This is a genomic window from uncultured Alteromonas sp. (genome assembly GCF_963976965.1).
Taxonomy (GTDB): Bacteria; Pseudomonadota; Gammaproteobacteria; order Enterobacterales; family Alteromonadaceae; genus Alteromonas; species Alteromonas naphthalenivorans.
Window position 1 is genome coordinate 1 of record NZ_CAXBMP010000019.1, and the last position, 14,686, is coordinate 14,686.

9 protein-coding genes are annotated in these 14,686 nt (G+C 43.9%); 5 read left to right on the plus strand and 4 right to left on the minus strand.

The genetic code is table 11. The features are described 5' to 3' along the window. Positions 1 to 22: 22 nt before the first annotated feature. Together AAC006_RS14230 and argR are read right to left on the minus strand one after the other, a co-directional pair. Positions 23 to 1,195: a TonB-dependent receptor plug domain-containing protein gene (locus AAC006_RS14230; protein ID WP_339891721.1), complete on the minus strand. Its 1,173-nt coding sequence runs from the start codon at positions 1,193 to 1,195 to the stop codon at positions 23 to 25. Positions 1,196 to 1,959: 764 nt separating this feature from the next. After that, entirely contained in the window at positions 1,960 to 2,424 is a 465-nt protein-coding gene (argR, locus tag AAC006_RS14235) for a transcriptional regulator ArgR (RefSeq protein WP_013782583.1), read from the minus strand. Between the two features lie 239 nt (positions 2,425 to 2,663). On the opposite strand from argR, the gene mdh reads away from it, so the two are divergent. Continuing rightward, complete coding sequence (gene mdh / locus AAC006_RS14240; RefSeq protein ID WP_129740136.1) at positions 2,664 to 3,602, plus strand: malate dehydrogenase; 939 nt, start codon at positions 2,664 to 2,666, stop codon at positions 3,600 to 3,602. 767 nt (positions 3,603 to 4,369) lie between these two features. Here the strand turns inward: mdh and AAC006_RS14245 are convergent. Then, positions 4,370 to 5,170, minus strand: a complete 801-nt coding sequence (locus AAC006_RS14245; protein WP_339891723.1) for a methionine sulfoxide reductase — start codon at positions 5,168 to 5,170, stop codon at positions 4,370 to 4,372. 336 nt (positions 5,171 to 5,506) lie between these two features. On the opposite strand from AAC006_RS14245, the gene katG reads away from it, so the two are divergent. Continuing rightward, positions 5,507 to 7,696, plus strand: coding sequence for a catalase/peroxidase HPI (gene katG / locus AAC006_RS14250; RefSeq protein ID WP_339891724.1), 2,190 nt, complete (start codon positions 5,507 to 5,509; stop codon positions 7,694 to 7,696). A gap of 105 nt (positions 7,697 to 7,801) precedes the next feature. Here the strand turns inward: katG and ppc are convergent, their stop codons facing one another. Beyond that, positions 7,802 to 10,423 (minus strand): phosphoenolpyruvate carboxylase, encoded by a 2,622-nt coding sequence (ppc, locus tag AAC006_RS14255; protein WP_338455921.1) that lies wholly within the window; start codon positions 10,421 to 10,423, stop codon positions 7,802 to 7,804. Positions 10,424 to 10,656: 233 nt separating this feature from the next. On the opposite strand from ppc, the gene AAC006_RS14260 reads away from it, so the two are divergent. The 3 genes from AAC006_RS14260 (at position 10,657) to AAC006_RS14270 (ending at position 14,686) form a co-directional block, all read left to right on the plus strand. Then, entirely contained in the window at positions 10,657 to 11,277 is a 621-nt protein-coding gene (locus tag AAC006_RS14260; RefSeq protein WP_339891725.1) for an FKBP-type peptidyl-prolyl cis-trans isomerase, read from the plus strand. A gap of 414 nt (positions 11,278 to 11,691) precedes the next feature. Further along, positions 11,692 to 12,870: an enoyl-ACP reductase FabV gene (fabV, locus tag AAC006_RS14265; protein WP_013782589.1), complete on the plus strand. Its 1,179-nt coding sequence runs from the start codon at positions 11,692 to 11,694 to the stop codon at positions 12,868 to 12,870. 475 nt (positions 12,871 to 13,345) lie between these two features. Beyond that, positions 13,346 to 14,686 (plus strand): Na(+)-translocating NADH-quinone reductase subunit A, encoded by a 1,341-nt coding sequence (locus AAC006_RS14270; RefSeq protein ID WP_013782590.1) that lies wholly within the window; start codon positions 13,346 to 13,348, stop codon positions 14,684 to 14,686.

Here is a 14,686-nt window from a genome sequence, read left to right on the forward strand (position 1 = left end):
CGATCATTGAAAATAAATATTACTAACTGTCAATAGGGCCCTGGTGAACGGTTACTTCAAGGCCTGTCACCATTTCAAAGGTGGTTTTTTCTGTGGTGGTGTCTCGTGTTCCCAAACTAGACGTTCGGAAGTAAACAGAGCCATCTTGACCATAAGGGTTCATTGCGTTATCCGCATCGATGGTCAGCGAAGATGTAGATACTGGGGTAGCAGCATAACGAGTGTCTGTAGATGTCTGTAGTGCAGAGAAACGAGTAATAAGTTGCAAGTTCTCTGCTAACTCGTACTCGATTTTAGTCATTAAAGAGTTTTTCTCAGACGCGCCATAAAGCCAAGTGGTATTACCGTAGTAATAACCACAACGATCAGATTCAATCGATGTGTCAGCCACATCGCCACACAAATCTTCGTTATAAAGATACGAACTAGTATCTGTATCATAGAAATTGGCAACAGGGCTGTAGGTTGAATAGCTATCTAGTGCATTTTCGCCTGAAACCGCTACATCGCTGACTTCTTGAGTGTTTTCATGCTCCGCAATGAAAACGATACTACCTTTGTCATTGGTTACGCCGGCTGAAAAGTTATATTTGCTTGAGTTCCCGCCATCTGCTCCTGGATCTTCAAAGCTGTAGCCTACATTAACGCCATCGAACTGTTTCTTGGTAATAATATTAATTACGCCTGCAACGGCATCTGACCCGTAAATGGCCGATGCGCCATCGCGAAGAATTTCAATGCGCTCAACAATCGACATCGGGATCATCGACATATCAGAAGATGAACCACCATCGTATCCTAAACCTGGTAGACGACGACCGTCCATTAGTACCAAAGTAGCGCCAGCCCCCAGACCACGTAAATTTACTTCACTTGACGCAGATGCGCCGCTGCCGTAGCCAGATTGTCCGCGAAATGAACCGAAAGTGTTAATCGAAGAGTTACGTAATACTAGGGCAACCGATGTATCACCAGATAACGCGATAGATTCAGCAGTAATAACCGTAACGGGAGATACTGACTCTAAATCCACTCGTTTAATACGAGAGCCAGTAACTTGGATTTTTTCTACAGGTTCAGCTGAATTTTCGTCATCTGATTGTGCGAGGGCCATTGGTGCGGCAAACAGGCTAGCGGAACCCGCCAGTAATAGTCCGCGCTTCACCGCAGTGCTGAGTTTATTTGTGTCAAACATTTTAATTCCCCTTGTCGAAGGTGATTACAATTTGTAATTACATAGACGTTTATTAGTTTTTATTTTGAGCAGATGTTTTCTGTCGGGAGAATTAAGCACTTCGTCGTGCTATTTGGCAATTTACAAAGTGTATAATTTGTTCTATTTAGACCTAATTTACTTTATTTATACGCAGAGCGATGAAACCTTTACGGTTCTATACATTGGTAAAATAAATATTACTTTTTTCTCTCTTAATATTTATTTAAAGGTAACGCTGTATATTAATTAAAATAGAAATGAAGAAGTAATGTGAGGGGGTAAATAGTGTGTAGATATTGTGTATGAATTTTGTGGGTTTAGCGCAGAAAAGGCGCAGGTTTTGCGCAAATTCAGTATAGTTAAATCTGGCTTGAAGTAAAAGTGGGTGAGGGCGTTTCAGTACAGATTGAAAAGTGGAAGAAAGTTACTGTAATTACAATTAATGACAATGGTATTTTTGTGGGTTTTAGAATTTATACGTTGGTGAATAATAGGATGTTTTTAGTGGTGGTGATATTATTTAATTTTAAAGGTTGAGTTTAAATGTTGCTGTTTTTATCTAAGGATGGATTTTATAATTAATTTCTAGTTTTCAAATTCTTTACTTTTCTTTTCTTACTCTTTTCTGAGTCTGTGATAATTTAAATACACAGCTACCAAGTTGTTTTGTATCTCCCTGGTACAAATTCTTTACCGCCATCTTGTGATGGCGGTTTTTTTTGCTCAAAAATTAAGGCTGTGCCTTAGACATTCTCGAATAGGTCTTCCACACGTTGTCGTAACTCTTCAATAAGTGTCACGTCGGCAGGGGCGATAAAAATAGTGTCGTCGCCGGCTATGGTGCCAAGTACACCATCTTTTTTGCTTAATGAGTCAAGCAAGCGTGCAATGAGTTGCGCTGCACCTGGGCTGGTGCGAATAATCACCATCACATTATTATGCACAATGTCGAGAACAAGTTGCTTTAACGGGCTTTTAGCGGTAGGCATACCCAGTTCAGGCGGCAGGCAGTACACCATATCGCCACGGGCATTGCGGGTACGTACCGCGCCAAACTTACTTAGCATGCGGGAAATTTTAGATTGACTAATATTGTCATGACCTTGAGTTTTAAGGGCATCCACTATTTCACCCTGGGATCCATAGCTTTCCGCTTTTAAAATTTCTTTAAAGGCTTTAATCAGTTGCTCTTGTTTTGCGTTGGCCATAGCGTCCTGCACAGTAGTTAGCGGTAATAAGTTAAATGGTCATTAACGATTTATCATATATTGTGCCTTACAGGTGACCTTTGCGCAATTTAATTGCATAATCATGCATGATAGTGAATATCAACGTAAAAATGCCTTAAATGGCCGTATTAAGACCATCAGATGATTGAGTTTTCCCCCGCGTTGCATTAGTGTGACGTTCCGTTTAAATACGTGAGTAATCCCATAGGAGAAATGGTATGAAAGTAGCCGTGTTAGGTGCTGCCGGTGGTATTGGCCAAGCGCTGTCTTTGTTGTTAAAAACACAATTGCCAGCTGGTTCTGAGCTAGCGCTTTACGATGTAGCGCCAGTTGTTCCTGGTGTAGCTGTTGATTTGAGCCACATCCCAACTGCAGTAAAAGTAACCGGTCACGGTAAAGATGACCTAGCTGGTGCATTAACAGGTACAGACGTTGTTCTTATTCCTGCTGGTGTTCCGCGTAAGCCGGGCATGGATCGTTCAGACTTGTTCAACATTAATGCTGGTATTGTTAAGAACCTTATTGAAGGTGTTGCTGACAATTGTCCAGATGCTTGTGTTGGTATTATTACTAACCCAGTTAACACAACAGTGGCAATTGCTGCTGAAACGCTTAAAGCGAAAGGTGTTTATAACAAGAACAAATTGTTCGGTGTTACTACCCTTGACGTAATTCGCGCTGAGACTTTCGTTGCTGAGCTTAAAGACGTAGACGTTGCTTCTGTACACGTACCGGTAATCGGTGGTCACTCAGGCACAACTATCCTTCCTTTGCTTTCGCAAGTTGAAGGTGTTGAGTTCTCTGATGATGAAGTTTCAAGCCTAACGACTCGTATCCAAAATGCAGGTACTGAAGTTGTTGAAGCTAAAGCTGGCGGCGGTTCTGCAACCCTATCTATGGGTCAAGCAGCTGCACGTTTCTGCTTATCATTGGTTGCAGCAATGCAAGGTGAGAACGTGGTTGAATACACTTACGTTCAAACTGACGACAGCGACGATGCTGCATTCTTCGCTCACCCTGTTCGCCTTGGCGCAAACGGTGTTGAAGAAATCTTGCCATACGGCGAGCTAAGCGCATTTGAAGAAAAAGCGAAAAACGACATGCTTGAAGGCCTTCGTGGCGACATCAAGCTAGGCGTAGATTTCGTAACTGGCTAAGGATGTATTAGGCTCGGCATCCGATTTGAAATCAAATCGTAGCCACGCCGTAAATACATCCATGTAGGCTCCGCCACCGCATCCTTGCGGTGGAGGGGCTACTATTTAATTTCAAACCGTATACCTACCAACACCTACTCATCGCACTCAGTAAAAAATTCTTTTTGTAAGACAGCATCCATGCTGCTGACAGTTTGTTACGACCTTACTAATCCTGCCTTTTTGTTTGTAGGCTCCGCTACTGCATCCTTGGCACGGGAGGGGCTACTATTTAATTCCAAACCGTATACCTACCAACACCTACTCATCGCACTCAGTAATAAATTCTTTTTGTAAGACAGCATCCATGCTGCTGACAGTTTGTTACGACCTTACTAATCCTGCCTTTTTGTTTGTAGGCTCCGCTACTGCATCCTTGGCACGGGAGGGGCTACTATTTAATTTCAAACCGTATACCTACCAACACCTACGCATCGCACGCAATAAAAAATCCTTTTTGTAAGACCGCATCCACGCTGCTGACAGTTTTTCACGACCTTACTAATCCTGCCGTTTTGTTTGTGGCCTCTGCAGAACAGCTCGGCCTAATAAATAGCTACTTCCTATAATAGCCATGCCGGATAACAACCAGCCGTAAATACTTCCCTGTAGGCTCCGCTACTGCATCCTTGGCAAGGGATGGGCTACAATCTAATTTCAAAACGAAATCGACACTGATTTCATACCCATGTGTACGCCGCTATTCTACTTGGGGCGCAGTATGGCGCTTAGTTGTGAATTCTATAGAGGGTAAACGTCATACTTTCTAGTGGTCTGTTTTTATAAACTGAATAAGCATAGCCGTTTAATACATTCGACGACCGAATGGTAAATAACAGTGAGTTGGCAAAAGTGGGATGTGATGTTTTAACGGTATAAACGCTTCCTTCTTTGAGAATATCTTCAGGGTTAAAGCTAGTCTGATTGGTATAGCTGCTACCATTTATAAATCGCACTAAGCGGCCTTCTTTGTTCGGGTAAATCTCAATACTTATGAGTTCATTTTTACCACTAATACGCATAATGCCTACCCACAAGCCAAATATATCGTCAGTAGCTGAGTTAGCTAATGCTTCTATTGAACCTCGGTACATATCGATAAAGTTGCGCACGGAAGATTGGTTCTTCTGCTTATCCAACTGATAGGTACTACTTAAGATAGGCTTATTGTTTTTATTGGTAGTCGATTCTAATACTTGGTAACCGGTGTCTATGTAGGGAGATAAAATTAAATGTTTAACATATCCATCTTCATAAGAAGGAAGTGTTATTTCGCAATTTAGCGTATTGCATTCAATATGGTCATTATCAAAGGGTAGGCGTCGGATATGGCGAAACGCATTGCCTATACCTGCTTCAAACAGGAAGTGTTCCCCGTTTTCATTTATCTGGAGTAATTTATAATTATAGTTAGACTCACTCACGCCTTCCCACAGCCCTGGGGGCAAAGTAAGCGGCTCTGATTGCGCTGTTACGGGCATTAGCGCAAAGTAAAAGGCAAGGAGCAAGCTTATAAATAGTCTGTACAAGTGAGACTTCCTTTCTTAGGGATTAACTCTAAATTCGATTGTTTATCCTACGATATGTCAGGAAAGTTTTACAAAAAAAAGAGACAAAAGTCCTAGAAAATTCATAATCATTGTCTACGCTTTCTTTAGTTAATTCTGCATGAGCGAGTTGACGGATAGATTTATAAGGCCTTGTTTTCTCGACGTAAGGTTTAATTTTTTCTAATCGTTAAACCTATTCGTCCACATCTAAAAAACTGACTGTCTTAACTACAACCGAATAATTAGAATAAAGCTATACCAATTAATAGTTTTAATTGATGAAATCCTTTGTCGAACACCGAAGAGGTACAGTAAATGAGTAATGCAAAGCTAGGCGATGTAAATGATTCAGAAAGAAAGTGTCCCGTTATGCACGGTGGCCTTACAGCGACCGGCAGCACTAATATGGATTGGTGGCCTGAAGCACTAAATCTAGATATTTTGCATCAGCACGATACCAAAACAAATCCGATGGGCGACGACTTTGATTATCGCGAAGCCGTAAAGTCACTTGATTTCGATGAATTGAAAAAAGACATGATAGCGCTGATGACTGACTCTCAGTCTTGGTGGCCGGCCGATTGGGGACACTATGGTGGCCTAATGATCAGAATGTCGTGGCACGCCGCAGGTTCTTATCGTATTGCAGATGGTCGTGGTGGAGCATCTACGGGTAACCAACGTTTTGCGCCGCTAAATTCATGGCCGGATAACGTTAACCTTGATAAAGCGCGCCGCTTATTGTGGCCAATCAAGAAGAAATATGGCAACAAGCTTAGCTGGGCTGATCTTCTAGTATTTGCTGGTACCGTTGCTTATGAAAGCATGGGGCTTAAGACTTACGGCTTTGCGTTTGGTCGGGAAGACATTTGGCATCCTGAAAAGGACACTTACTGGGGCGCTGAGAAAGAATGGCTAGCTCCTAGCGATGAGCGTTACGACGACGTTGAAACCCCAGACACAATGGAAAATCCATTAGCGGCAGTGCAAATGGGGCTTATATACGTTAACCCTGAAGGGGTGAATGGTAAACCTGATCCGCTTAAAACAGCGCTTCATGTAAGAGAAACTTTTGCCCGTATGGCCATGAACGACGAAGAAACCGTTGCGCTAGCTGCTGGTGGACACACTGTCGGAAAGTGCCATGGTAACGGCAGCGCAGAGCGTTTAGGGCCAGATCCTGAAGGTGCTGATATTGTTGAGCAAGGTCTAGGCTGGATGAACCACGAAACTCGTAGTATCGGCCGTGATACAGTTTCAAGCGGCATTGAAGGAGCGTGGACAACTCATCCAACACAATGGGATAACGGTTACTTCGAATTGCTACTTAACTACGACTGGGAATTGAAAAAATCACCAGCGGGCGCAGAGCAATGGGAACCTATCGACATTAAAGAGGAAGACAAGCCTGTTGATGTTGAAGACCCATCAAAACGTTATAACCCTATTATGACTGATGCAGATATGGCCATGAAAATGGACCCAATCTACCGTGAGATTTCTGAGAAGTTTTACAACAACCCAGACTACTTCAGTGAAGTATTTGCTAAAGCGTGGTTTAAGTTAACCCACAGAGATTTAGGGCCTAAAGTTCGTTACATCGGGCCGGAAGTACCTGAAGAAACGTTAATTTGGCAAGATCCTGTACCTGCAGGTAGTACGTCCTACGATGTGGATGCATTGAAAGCCAGTATCGCTGCGTCGGACCTTACCGTAAGCGAAATGGTATCGACTGCATGGGACAGTGCTAGAACCTTCCGTGGTTCAGATTTACGTGGTGGTGCAAATGGTGCTCGCATTCAGTTAGCGCCTCAGAAAGACTGGGAAGCGAACGAACCGGAAAAACTAGCTAAGGCGTTGTCGGTATTAAAACCCCTTGCAGAGTCTGCCGGTGCTAGTCTAGCTGATACCATCGTATTGGCCGGTAATGTAGGTGTAGAAAAAGCGATTGAAGCAGTTGGTTTCAGTGTAGATGTTCCGTTCACTGCTGGACGCGGAGACGCTACCGACGAAATGACCGATGCTGATTCATTTGAACCACTAGAGCCTAAGGCAGATGGTTTTAGAAACTACTTGCCTAAAGATTATGTGGTTAAGCCTGAAGAGTTGCTGTTAGATAAGGCCCAGCTTTTAGGGTTGACGGCGGCAGAAATGACAGTGCTGATAGGTGGTATGCGTGTCATAGGCACTAACTACGAAGGTACAAGTCACGGTGTTTTCACCGATAGTATAGGCTCACTTACAAACGATTTCTTTGTGAATATCACCGATATGAAGTACACATGGAAACCGACGAGTAGAAGTACTTACGGTATCGTAGACAGAGCTTCTGGCGAACAAGCGTTTTCGGCAACTCGTGTCGACTTGGTCTTCGGTTCGAACTCTATATTACGTTCTTACGCTGAGGTTTATGCGCAAGATGATAACAAAGAGAAGTTCGTTAAAGACTTTGTGAAAGCATGGACTAAAGTGATGAATGCCGATCGCTTTGAGTTGCAGGCTTAATAATCAGTTTGTAATGTAAACTCACTAAAAAGCCCGCTTTAAGCGGGCTTTTTTATTTTTGCTATTTGTTTGAATAGCATGATTATGTACCTATCAAGATAGGTATTAACCTGTATTACGCATGCCGGTTGCGATACCAGTAATAGTCACCATCATGGCACGCTCCAAATCATGATTATGTACATCATCGCCCGCTTTACGAATTCGATCTAGCAACTCGATTTGCAAATAATGAAGCGGCTGCAAATACGCAGCACGAATTTCCATCGATTCTTTCCCTAACGGATCAGCTTTCATGATGTCGTTTTCGCCAGTGAGTTCAAGCAATGAAGCAATACTCTCTTTTAGTTCCTCTCGAAGAGCTGCACCAAAATGCTTAAGCTCTTCTGGTACCAAGCGCTCATCGTAGGCTTCACTGATACGGGGGTCCGCTTTGTGAAATACCATGTCCAGCATAGATAGGCGTGAACGATAGAAAGGCCATTCAGCGAACATTTCGTTCACGACTTTTTCATTTTCGGCATTCTTCACGCTATCGATAGCGCGCATTACACCCAACCATGACGGCAAGACTAGACGCGTTTGCGCCCATGCAAATATCCAAGGGATTGCACGAAGACTTTCAATACCACCTTGTGGTTTACGCTTAGAAGGTCGGCTGCCTAGCGGTAACTTACCAAGCTCTTGTTCAGGTGTCGCCACGCGGAAGTAGGGTACAAAATCTTCGTCATGACGCACAGTAGCACGGTAGTTGTCACGACCTTGCCCAGCCATCGTGGTAATAAGTTCACGCCACTCTTCCTTTGGTGCTGGGGGTGGGAACAACATAGCTTCAATTATCGCGCTGGCATAAATACCTAAGCTACGTTTGGCCAGTTTAGGCATTCCAAACTTATAACGAATAGTTTCGCCTTGTTCAGTAACGCGGAATCCACCTTCCAATGAACCAGGAGGCTGCGAGTAAATCGCTGCGTGTGCAGGTAAACCGCCTCGGCCAATAGTACCGCCACGACCGTGGAATAAAGTTAGCGAACAATTAAATTCTTCAGCAATAGCCACCAATGCTTCTTGAGATTGATACTGAGCCCAACCTGCCGCTAATGCGCCGGCATCTTTGGCTGAATCTGAATAACCAATCATCACGAACTGACGGCCTTTCACATAGCCACGATACCAGTCGATAGAAAGCAATTTGCGCATAACACTTGGCGAGTTGTTTAAATCGTCTAGCGTTTCAAACAAAGGTGCTACAGGCATCGGCCAATCAACACCGCTTTCTTTAAGCAGCAATTGAACCGCAAGTACGTCTGATGGCTCACTTGCCATCGAGATAATGTAAATACCAAAGCCGTGTTTACTATGTTTAGCAATGACTTTGCATGTCTCAAGTACTTCCTTCACATCGTCAGATGCGCCCCATTGTGCAGGGAAGAGAGGGCGCTTTGAGCCAAGTTCACGAAGCAAGAAGGCTTGCTTGTCTTCTTCGCTCCACTGTGAGTAATCACCCAAGCCAAGGTAGCGGGTCAGTTCGCTAAATACATCGGCGTGGCGTTCTGAATCTTGGCGCACATCTAAACGAAGTAGGTGAATTCCAAAAACGCGGGCACGGCGAATGGTATCTAGCAGTAAGCCTTTAGCGACTACGTCCATGCCGCAATCGATAAGTGACTGGTGGCAAAGCAGTAGTGCTTCTAACAGTTCATCGTTGCTTTCAATCCAATTAGACGTATCTGGTTTTTTACCTGCTAAATAATTAGCAATGCCATCTCGGGTAGCGATAAAACGGTCAAGCAAAGGGCGAAGTAGAGCGCGGTAAGGTTCGTTCGCATCCCCTACTTTTTCGCGCAATGCGTCATTGCAGTCGTACATAGACAACTCAACTTGCAAGCGGTCTAAATCTAATGCGAAAAGTTTCGCGGCACGTTTGCGCGCTAACAATAGTACTTGCTCGGTAACTTTTGAGGTTACGAACGGGTTACCGTCGCGGTCACCGCCCATCCAAGAACTAAATTGTACCGGTGAAGCATCTAGAGGAAGCGACACACTGTAATCTTCCTGTAAGCGGCCATCTAGCTCGCGCAAGAAATCAGGAACGGCTTCCCACAGTGAGTTTTCAATAACTGAAAATCCCCAGCGAGCTTCATCTACCGGGGTAGGGCGTACAGAGCGAATTTCTTCTGTATGCCAAGCCTGACTAATTAAATCAGCAACGCGGGTTTCAACTTTACTTCTGTCTGCGCCAGTTAGCGATTCTTGATGAACCTCTTGTAAGCAGTCAGCTAGTTCTTTGTGTTTATGGATAAGAGTACGACGGGTTACTTCAGTCGGGTGGGCCGTTAACACTAAATCGATGTTTAGCTTGCCCACAGCTTCTTGCACTTTATCAGCCGTGAGTTCGGCTTTATCTAGATGCTTAAACAGTGCATCAATAGACGCGTCAACGTTCATTGCGCTGTTATATTCTTGCTCTGCAATATTTCCAAGATTTAGAAACTGTGCGAAAGCACGACCTACCGTCAGCAAGTCGCTGTCGGTCATCGTTTTGAAAGTTTCTTTCAGTTCGTCACTGCAACTCGTGTCTCCCTGATAAGACGCTCGGCCGTCTTTTCGAATCTTCTCAATGCGATCAAGCCACTCTTGGCCTAATTGGTTTTTGATGGTTTCACCTAGCGTTTTGCCAAGGTATCTAACTGTATCTTTTAGTTCAGCATCGTAATGAGTGTGCATGCTATCCTCCCAATTATATGGCCTTCACCATACTAAGTACTTAACAAGTTGTAAAACCACTTTGCGTTATAATTTACAATATTTTGTTCCATTTGCACCCATCTATTTAATGCTCAAAGCAAGATAAATTCTGGTGTGCTACACTCTTGCACCGGAAAATGCAGAAACATATTCGTGAAACGCGGTTTGTTTGAAATTTGTACTGCATTTGTAATTTAATTTCAGGAGTTCTTGTGACTGATACATTCAACACAGTAGAAACCCAAGCAAGTTACGGCATTGGTTTTCAAATGGGTCAACAATTGCAATCTAACCCTTTCGAAGGTTTAGCGATTGATGCAGTAGTGACAGGGTTAAAAGATGCTTTCGCGGGTCAAGCTCCGCAGGTTGATAACGACGCACTACGTGATGCATTCGGCGAAATCCATAAGCGTATGCAAGCTGAGAAAGAAGAAGCAAGCAAAGCGGTTATCGAAGAAGGCGTTAAGTTCCTTGAAGAAAACGCAAAGCGTGAAGAAGTTCAAGTGACTGAATCTGGCCTACAATACGAAGTATTGGCTGAAGGCGATGGCGAAACGCCAACTGCAGATAGCACGGTTCGCGTTCATTACCACGGTACACTTACTTCAGGTGACGTTTTTGACAGTTCTTACGATCGTGGTCAACCGGCTGAATTCCCAGTTGGCGGCGTGATCAGAGGCTGGACTGAAGCATTACAGCTTATGAAAGTTGGTGCTAAGCTGCGTCTATACGTACCACACGACCTTGCGTACGGTGAGCAAGGTGCTGGTGCAGCAATCGCACCATACAGCACGTTAATTTTTGATGTTGAATTGCTTGATATCTTAAGTTAATTCACTCAAAAAGGTGAGCTCTTGTGGGGGCTCACCTTTTTATTCATGTGTAGTCATGATTCGTTCCACTTTATATTTAACGCCACATTTCATACTTCACTTTCCTGTCTCTGCCTTTTCCTGTCTCTGCCTTACTTATTTTCAGTTCGTAATATAGTTTGAACTCTCGCTTTTTCATTTGCTTCTAGCGCAATAGTCGCTCATCATTTTTGTTTTCGTATACATTACATAGCGTTCCAAGATATTCTTTCGATATAGACTTTAAAAACCGCTTTCGAACTTCGCTACCCGTTTGTACATGTGTATCTTTTTGATGAATAGGGTGTTCGGTGCTTAGTTAGTGTCATCTGCTCCGAGTTGTTATAAGCCCTTGCACGTTTACAATAGGCGCACGCATAAAAAAGGAAAATGATTATGGTTATCAAGCCTAAAGTGAGAGGCTTTATCTGCACAAACGCACATCCTGTGGGTTGTGCAAAGTCAGTAGAACAACAAATTGCCTATATTGAAGAGAAAGGCAACTTAGGTGATGGCCCTAAAAACGTGCTAGTGATTGGTAGCTCAACCGGTTACGGATTGGCATCGCGTATTACTTCTGCATTTGGTTATGGTGCAAAAACCCTTGGCGTTTGCTTCGAAAAAGCGCCTTCAGAACGTAAAACTGGCACAGCAGGTTGGTACAATACTGCAGCCTTCCATCAGCAGGCAGCTAAAAAAGGGCTTTATGCTGAAACTATTAACGGTGATGCGTTTTCAGATGAAATTAAAGCGCAAACAATCGATAAGATTAAAGCCAATATGGGCAAGGTCGACCTTGTGATTTATAGCTTGGCATCACCGCGCAGAACCGATCCAGATACGGGCGTGGTCTATAAATCTACGCTTAAACCTGTGGGGCGTGAGTACACCACCAAAACGTACGATACCGACAAAGATAAAGTGCATGATGTTACGCTAGAGGCGGCAAATGACGACGAAATCTTAAACACCATTAAAGTCATGGGCGGAGAAGATTGGGAGCGCTGGATGGATCATCTAGCAGAGGCTGGCGTACTTGCTGAAGGTTGCAAGACCACGGCGTACACCTATATCGGCAAAGCACTAACGTGGCCCATCTATGGTCAAGCGACCATCGGAAAAGCAAAAGAAGACTTAGACAGAGCTGCCGCGGCTATCATTGGCAAAAATACCGAATTACTCGTTGAAGCGAATGTAAGTTCGTTGAAAGCCTTGGTCACACAAGCCAGTTCTGCCATTCCGGTTATGCCGCTTTATATCTCGTTAATGCAGGAAGTGATGAAGCGCGACGGGACCCATGAGGGCTGTATTGAACAAATACATGGGTTGTTCTCAACTTGCCTATTTGGTGATACACCCACATTAGATGAGGCAAACCGCTATCGCATGGACGGCATTGAAACCAATGACGTTACGCAAGCTAAAATTCAAGCCTTGTGGGACAAAGTGACCCAAGAGAACTTTCATGAACTAAGCGATTACGCTGGTTATCACCACGAATTCTTAAAACTGTTTGGTTTTGATGTTGAAGGTGTTGATTACGAACAGGATATTGACCCGCTCGTGAAATGGTAGAGGTTTACTATACTTAAATAAGCCTAATATTGAGTAGAGCCGTCGAATAGACGGCTTTTTCGTTGTTTACTTACCACTTAAACGTAAATGGGGTTTACATTAAATTATAGAAAAGTTGCTCTTTATCTATGATTTGCGTGGCACAAACCGCTCGGTTAATGCTAAAATCCCGAAATTAAGTAGGGGTCTATTCTACTTCTACTCAACAACAGCGTTAATTGCAGTAATACAACAACAAAAATAAGTGTAAATTTTCACTGTTGGTCTATAAAAGAAAAGGCGTATAACGTCGCTTATACATTTGGAATGTAAGTTACGGCTTCATAACAGGCTGACCGTAACAGTAAGTAAATTCCGTCAATCTAAATATTAAAGGTGTTCTACACCTTAACAATAGTACGCTTTTGCATGCTGATAAGCAGGATTGTCTGCGGTCATGCAAAAGAGTATTTCTATTAGAGTAGTGCGATTACATATGATAAAAATCAAGAAAGGTCTCGACCTCCCAATAGAGGGAGCGCCGAAGCAGGAGATCGCTGAAGGGTCTGCTGTTTCACGCGTTGCCATTCTGGGAGAAGAATATGTGGGTATGCGTCCTACCATGCACGTCCAAGTTGGCGATGTAGTGAAAAAAGGCCAGATGCTTTTTGAAGACAAAAAGAATCCTGGCGTTAAGTTCACTGCTCCAGCTGCGGGTGAAGTGGTAGAGGTAAACCGTGGTGCAAGGCGTGTATTGCAATCAGTAGTGGTTAAGGTTAATGGCAGTGATGCTGTTAGCTTTGATAAAATTGCTGCAGACAAAATCGCGAGTACTGAGCGGGAGCAACTCCAATCAATCCTAGTTGAGTCAGGTATGTGGACAGCGTTACGTACGCGTCCATTTAGCAAATCTCCAGCCCTTGACTCGGTACCAAATTCAATCTTTGTTACAGCAATGGACACCAATCCGCTAGCCGCGGACCCAGCGGTGATTATTGCTGAGCGCAACGATGACTTCGTAAACGGCTTAAAAGCGTTAACGCAGTTAAGTGGCGGCAAAGTTTACGTTTGTAAAGCTCCAGGCTCATCAGTAGCCACTGGCGATGCCGCAGTAGACGTAGAAGAATTCGGAGGACCACACCCAGCCGGCTTAGCAGGTACACATATCCATTATTTGGATTCTGCTGGTTTGAATAAAACGGTTTGGCACATTAGCTACCAAGATGTAATGGCCTTTGGCGCGTTGCTTACTACGGGTGAGCTAGATGCCCGTCGTGTTATTGCTATTGGTGGTCCATCTGCTAAAAATCCTCGTCTAGTTCGTACCACTATCGGTGCTGATTTAGAAGAGTTGCTAGCAAACGAACAACAAGACGGTGACGTACGTGTGGTTTCAGGTTCTGTATTAAACGGCGTAACCGCACAAGGTGTTCACGGCTTCCTAGGTCGTTTCCACACCCAAGTATCACTGCTTAAAGAAGGTCGCGAGAAGAAATTCCTTGGTTGGATCACGCCTGGTTCAGACAAGCATTCCGTCACGCGCGCTTATCTTGGTCACTTAGGTGGCAGCAAGAAGTTTGATATGACAACAACAACCAATGGCTCTGAGCGCTCTATGGTGCCAATTGGTAATTACGAACGCGTTATGCCCCTAGATATCATCCCTACGCTTTTGCTTAGAGATCTGATTTCTGGTGATTGTGACAGTGCTCAGACATTGGGTTGTTTAGAGTTGGACGAAGAAGATTTGGCATTGTGTACCTATGTATGCCCTGGCAAATACAACTACGGCCCGATTTTACGCGACTGTTTGACCACGATTGAGAAAGAGGGTTAG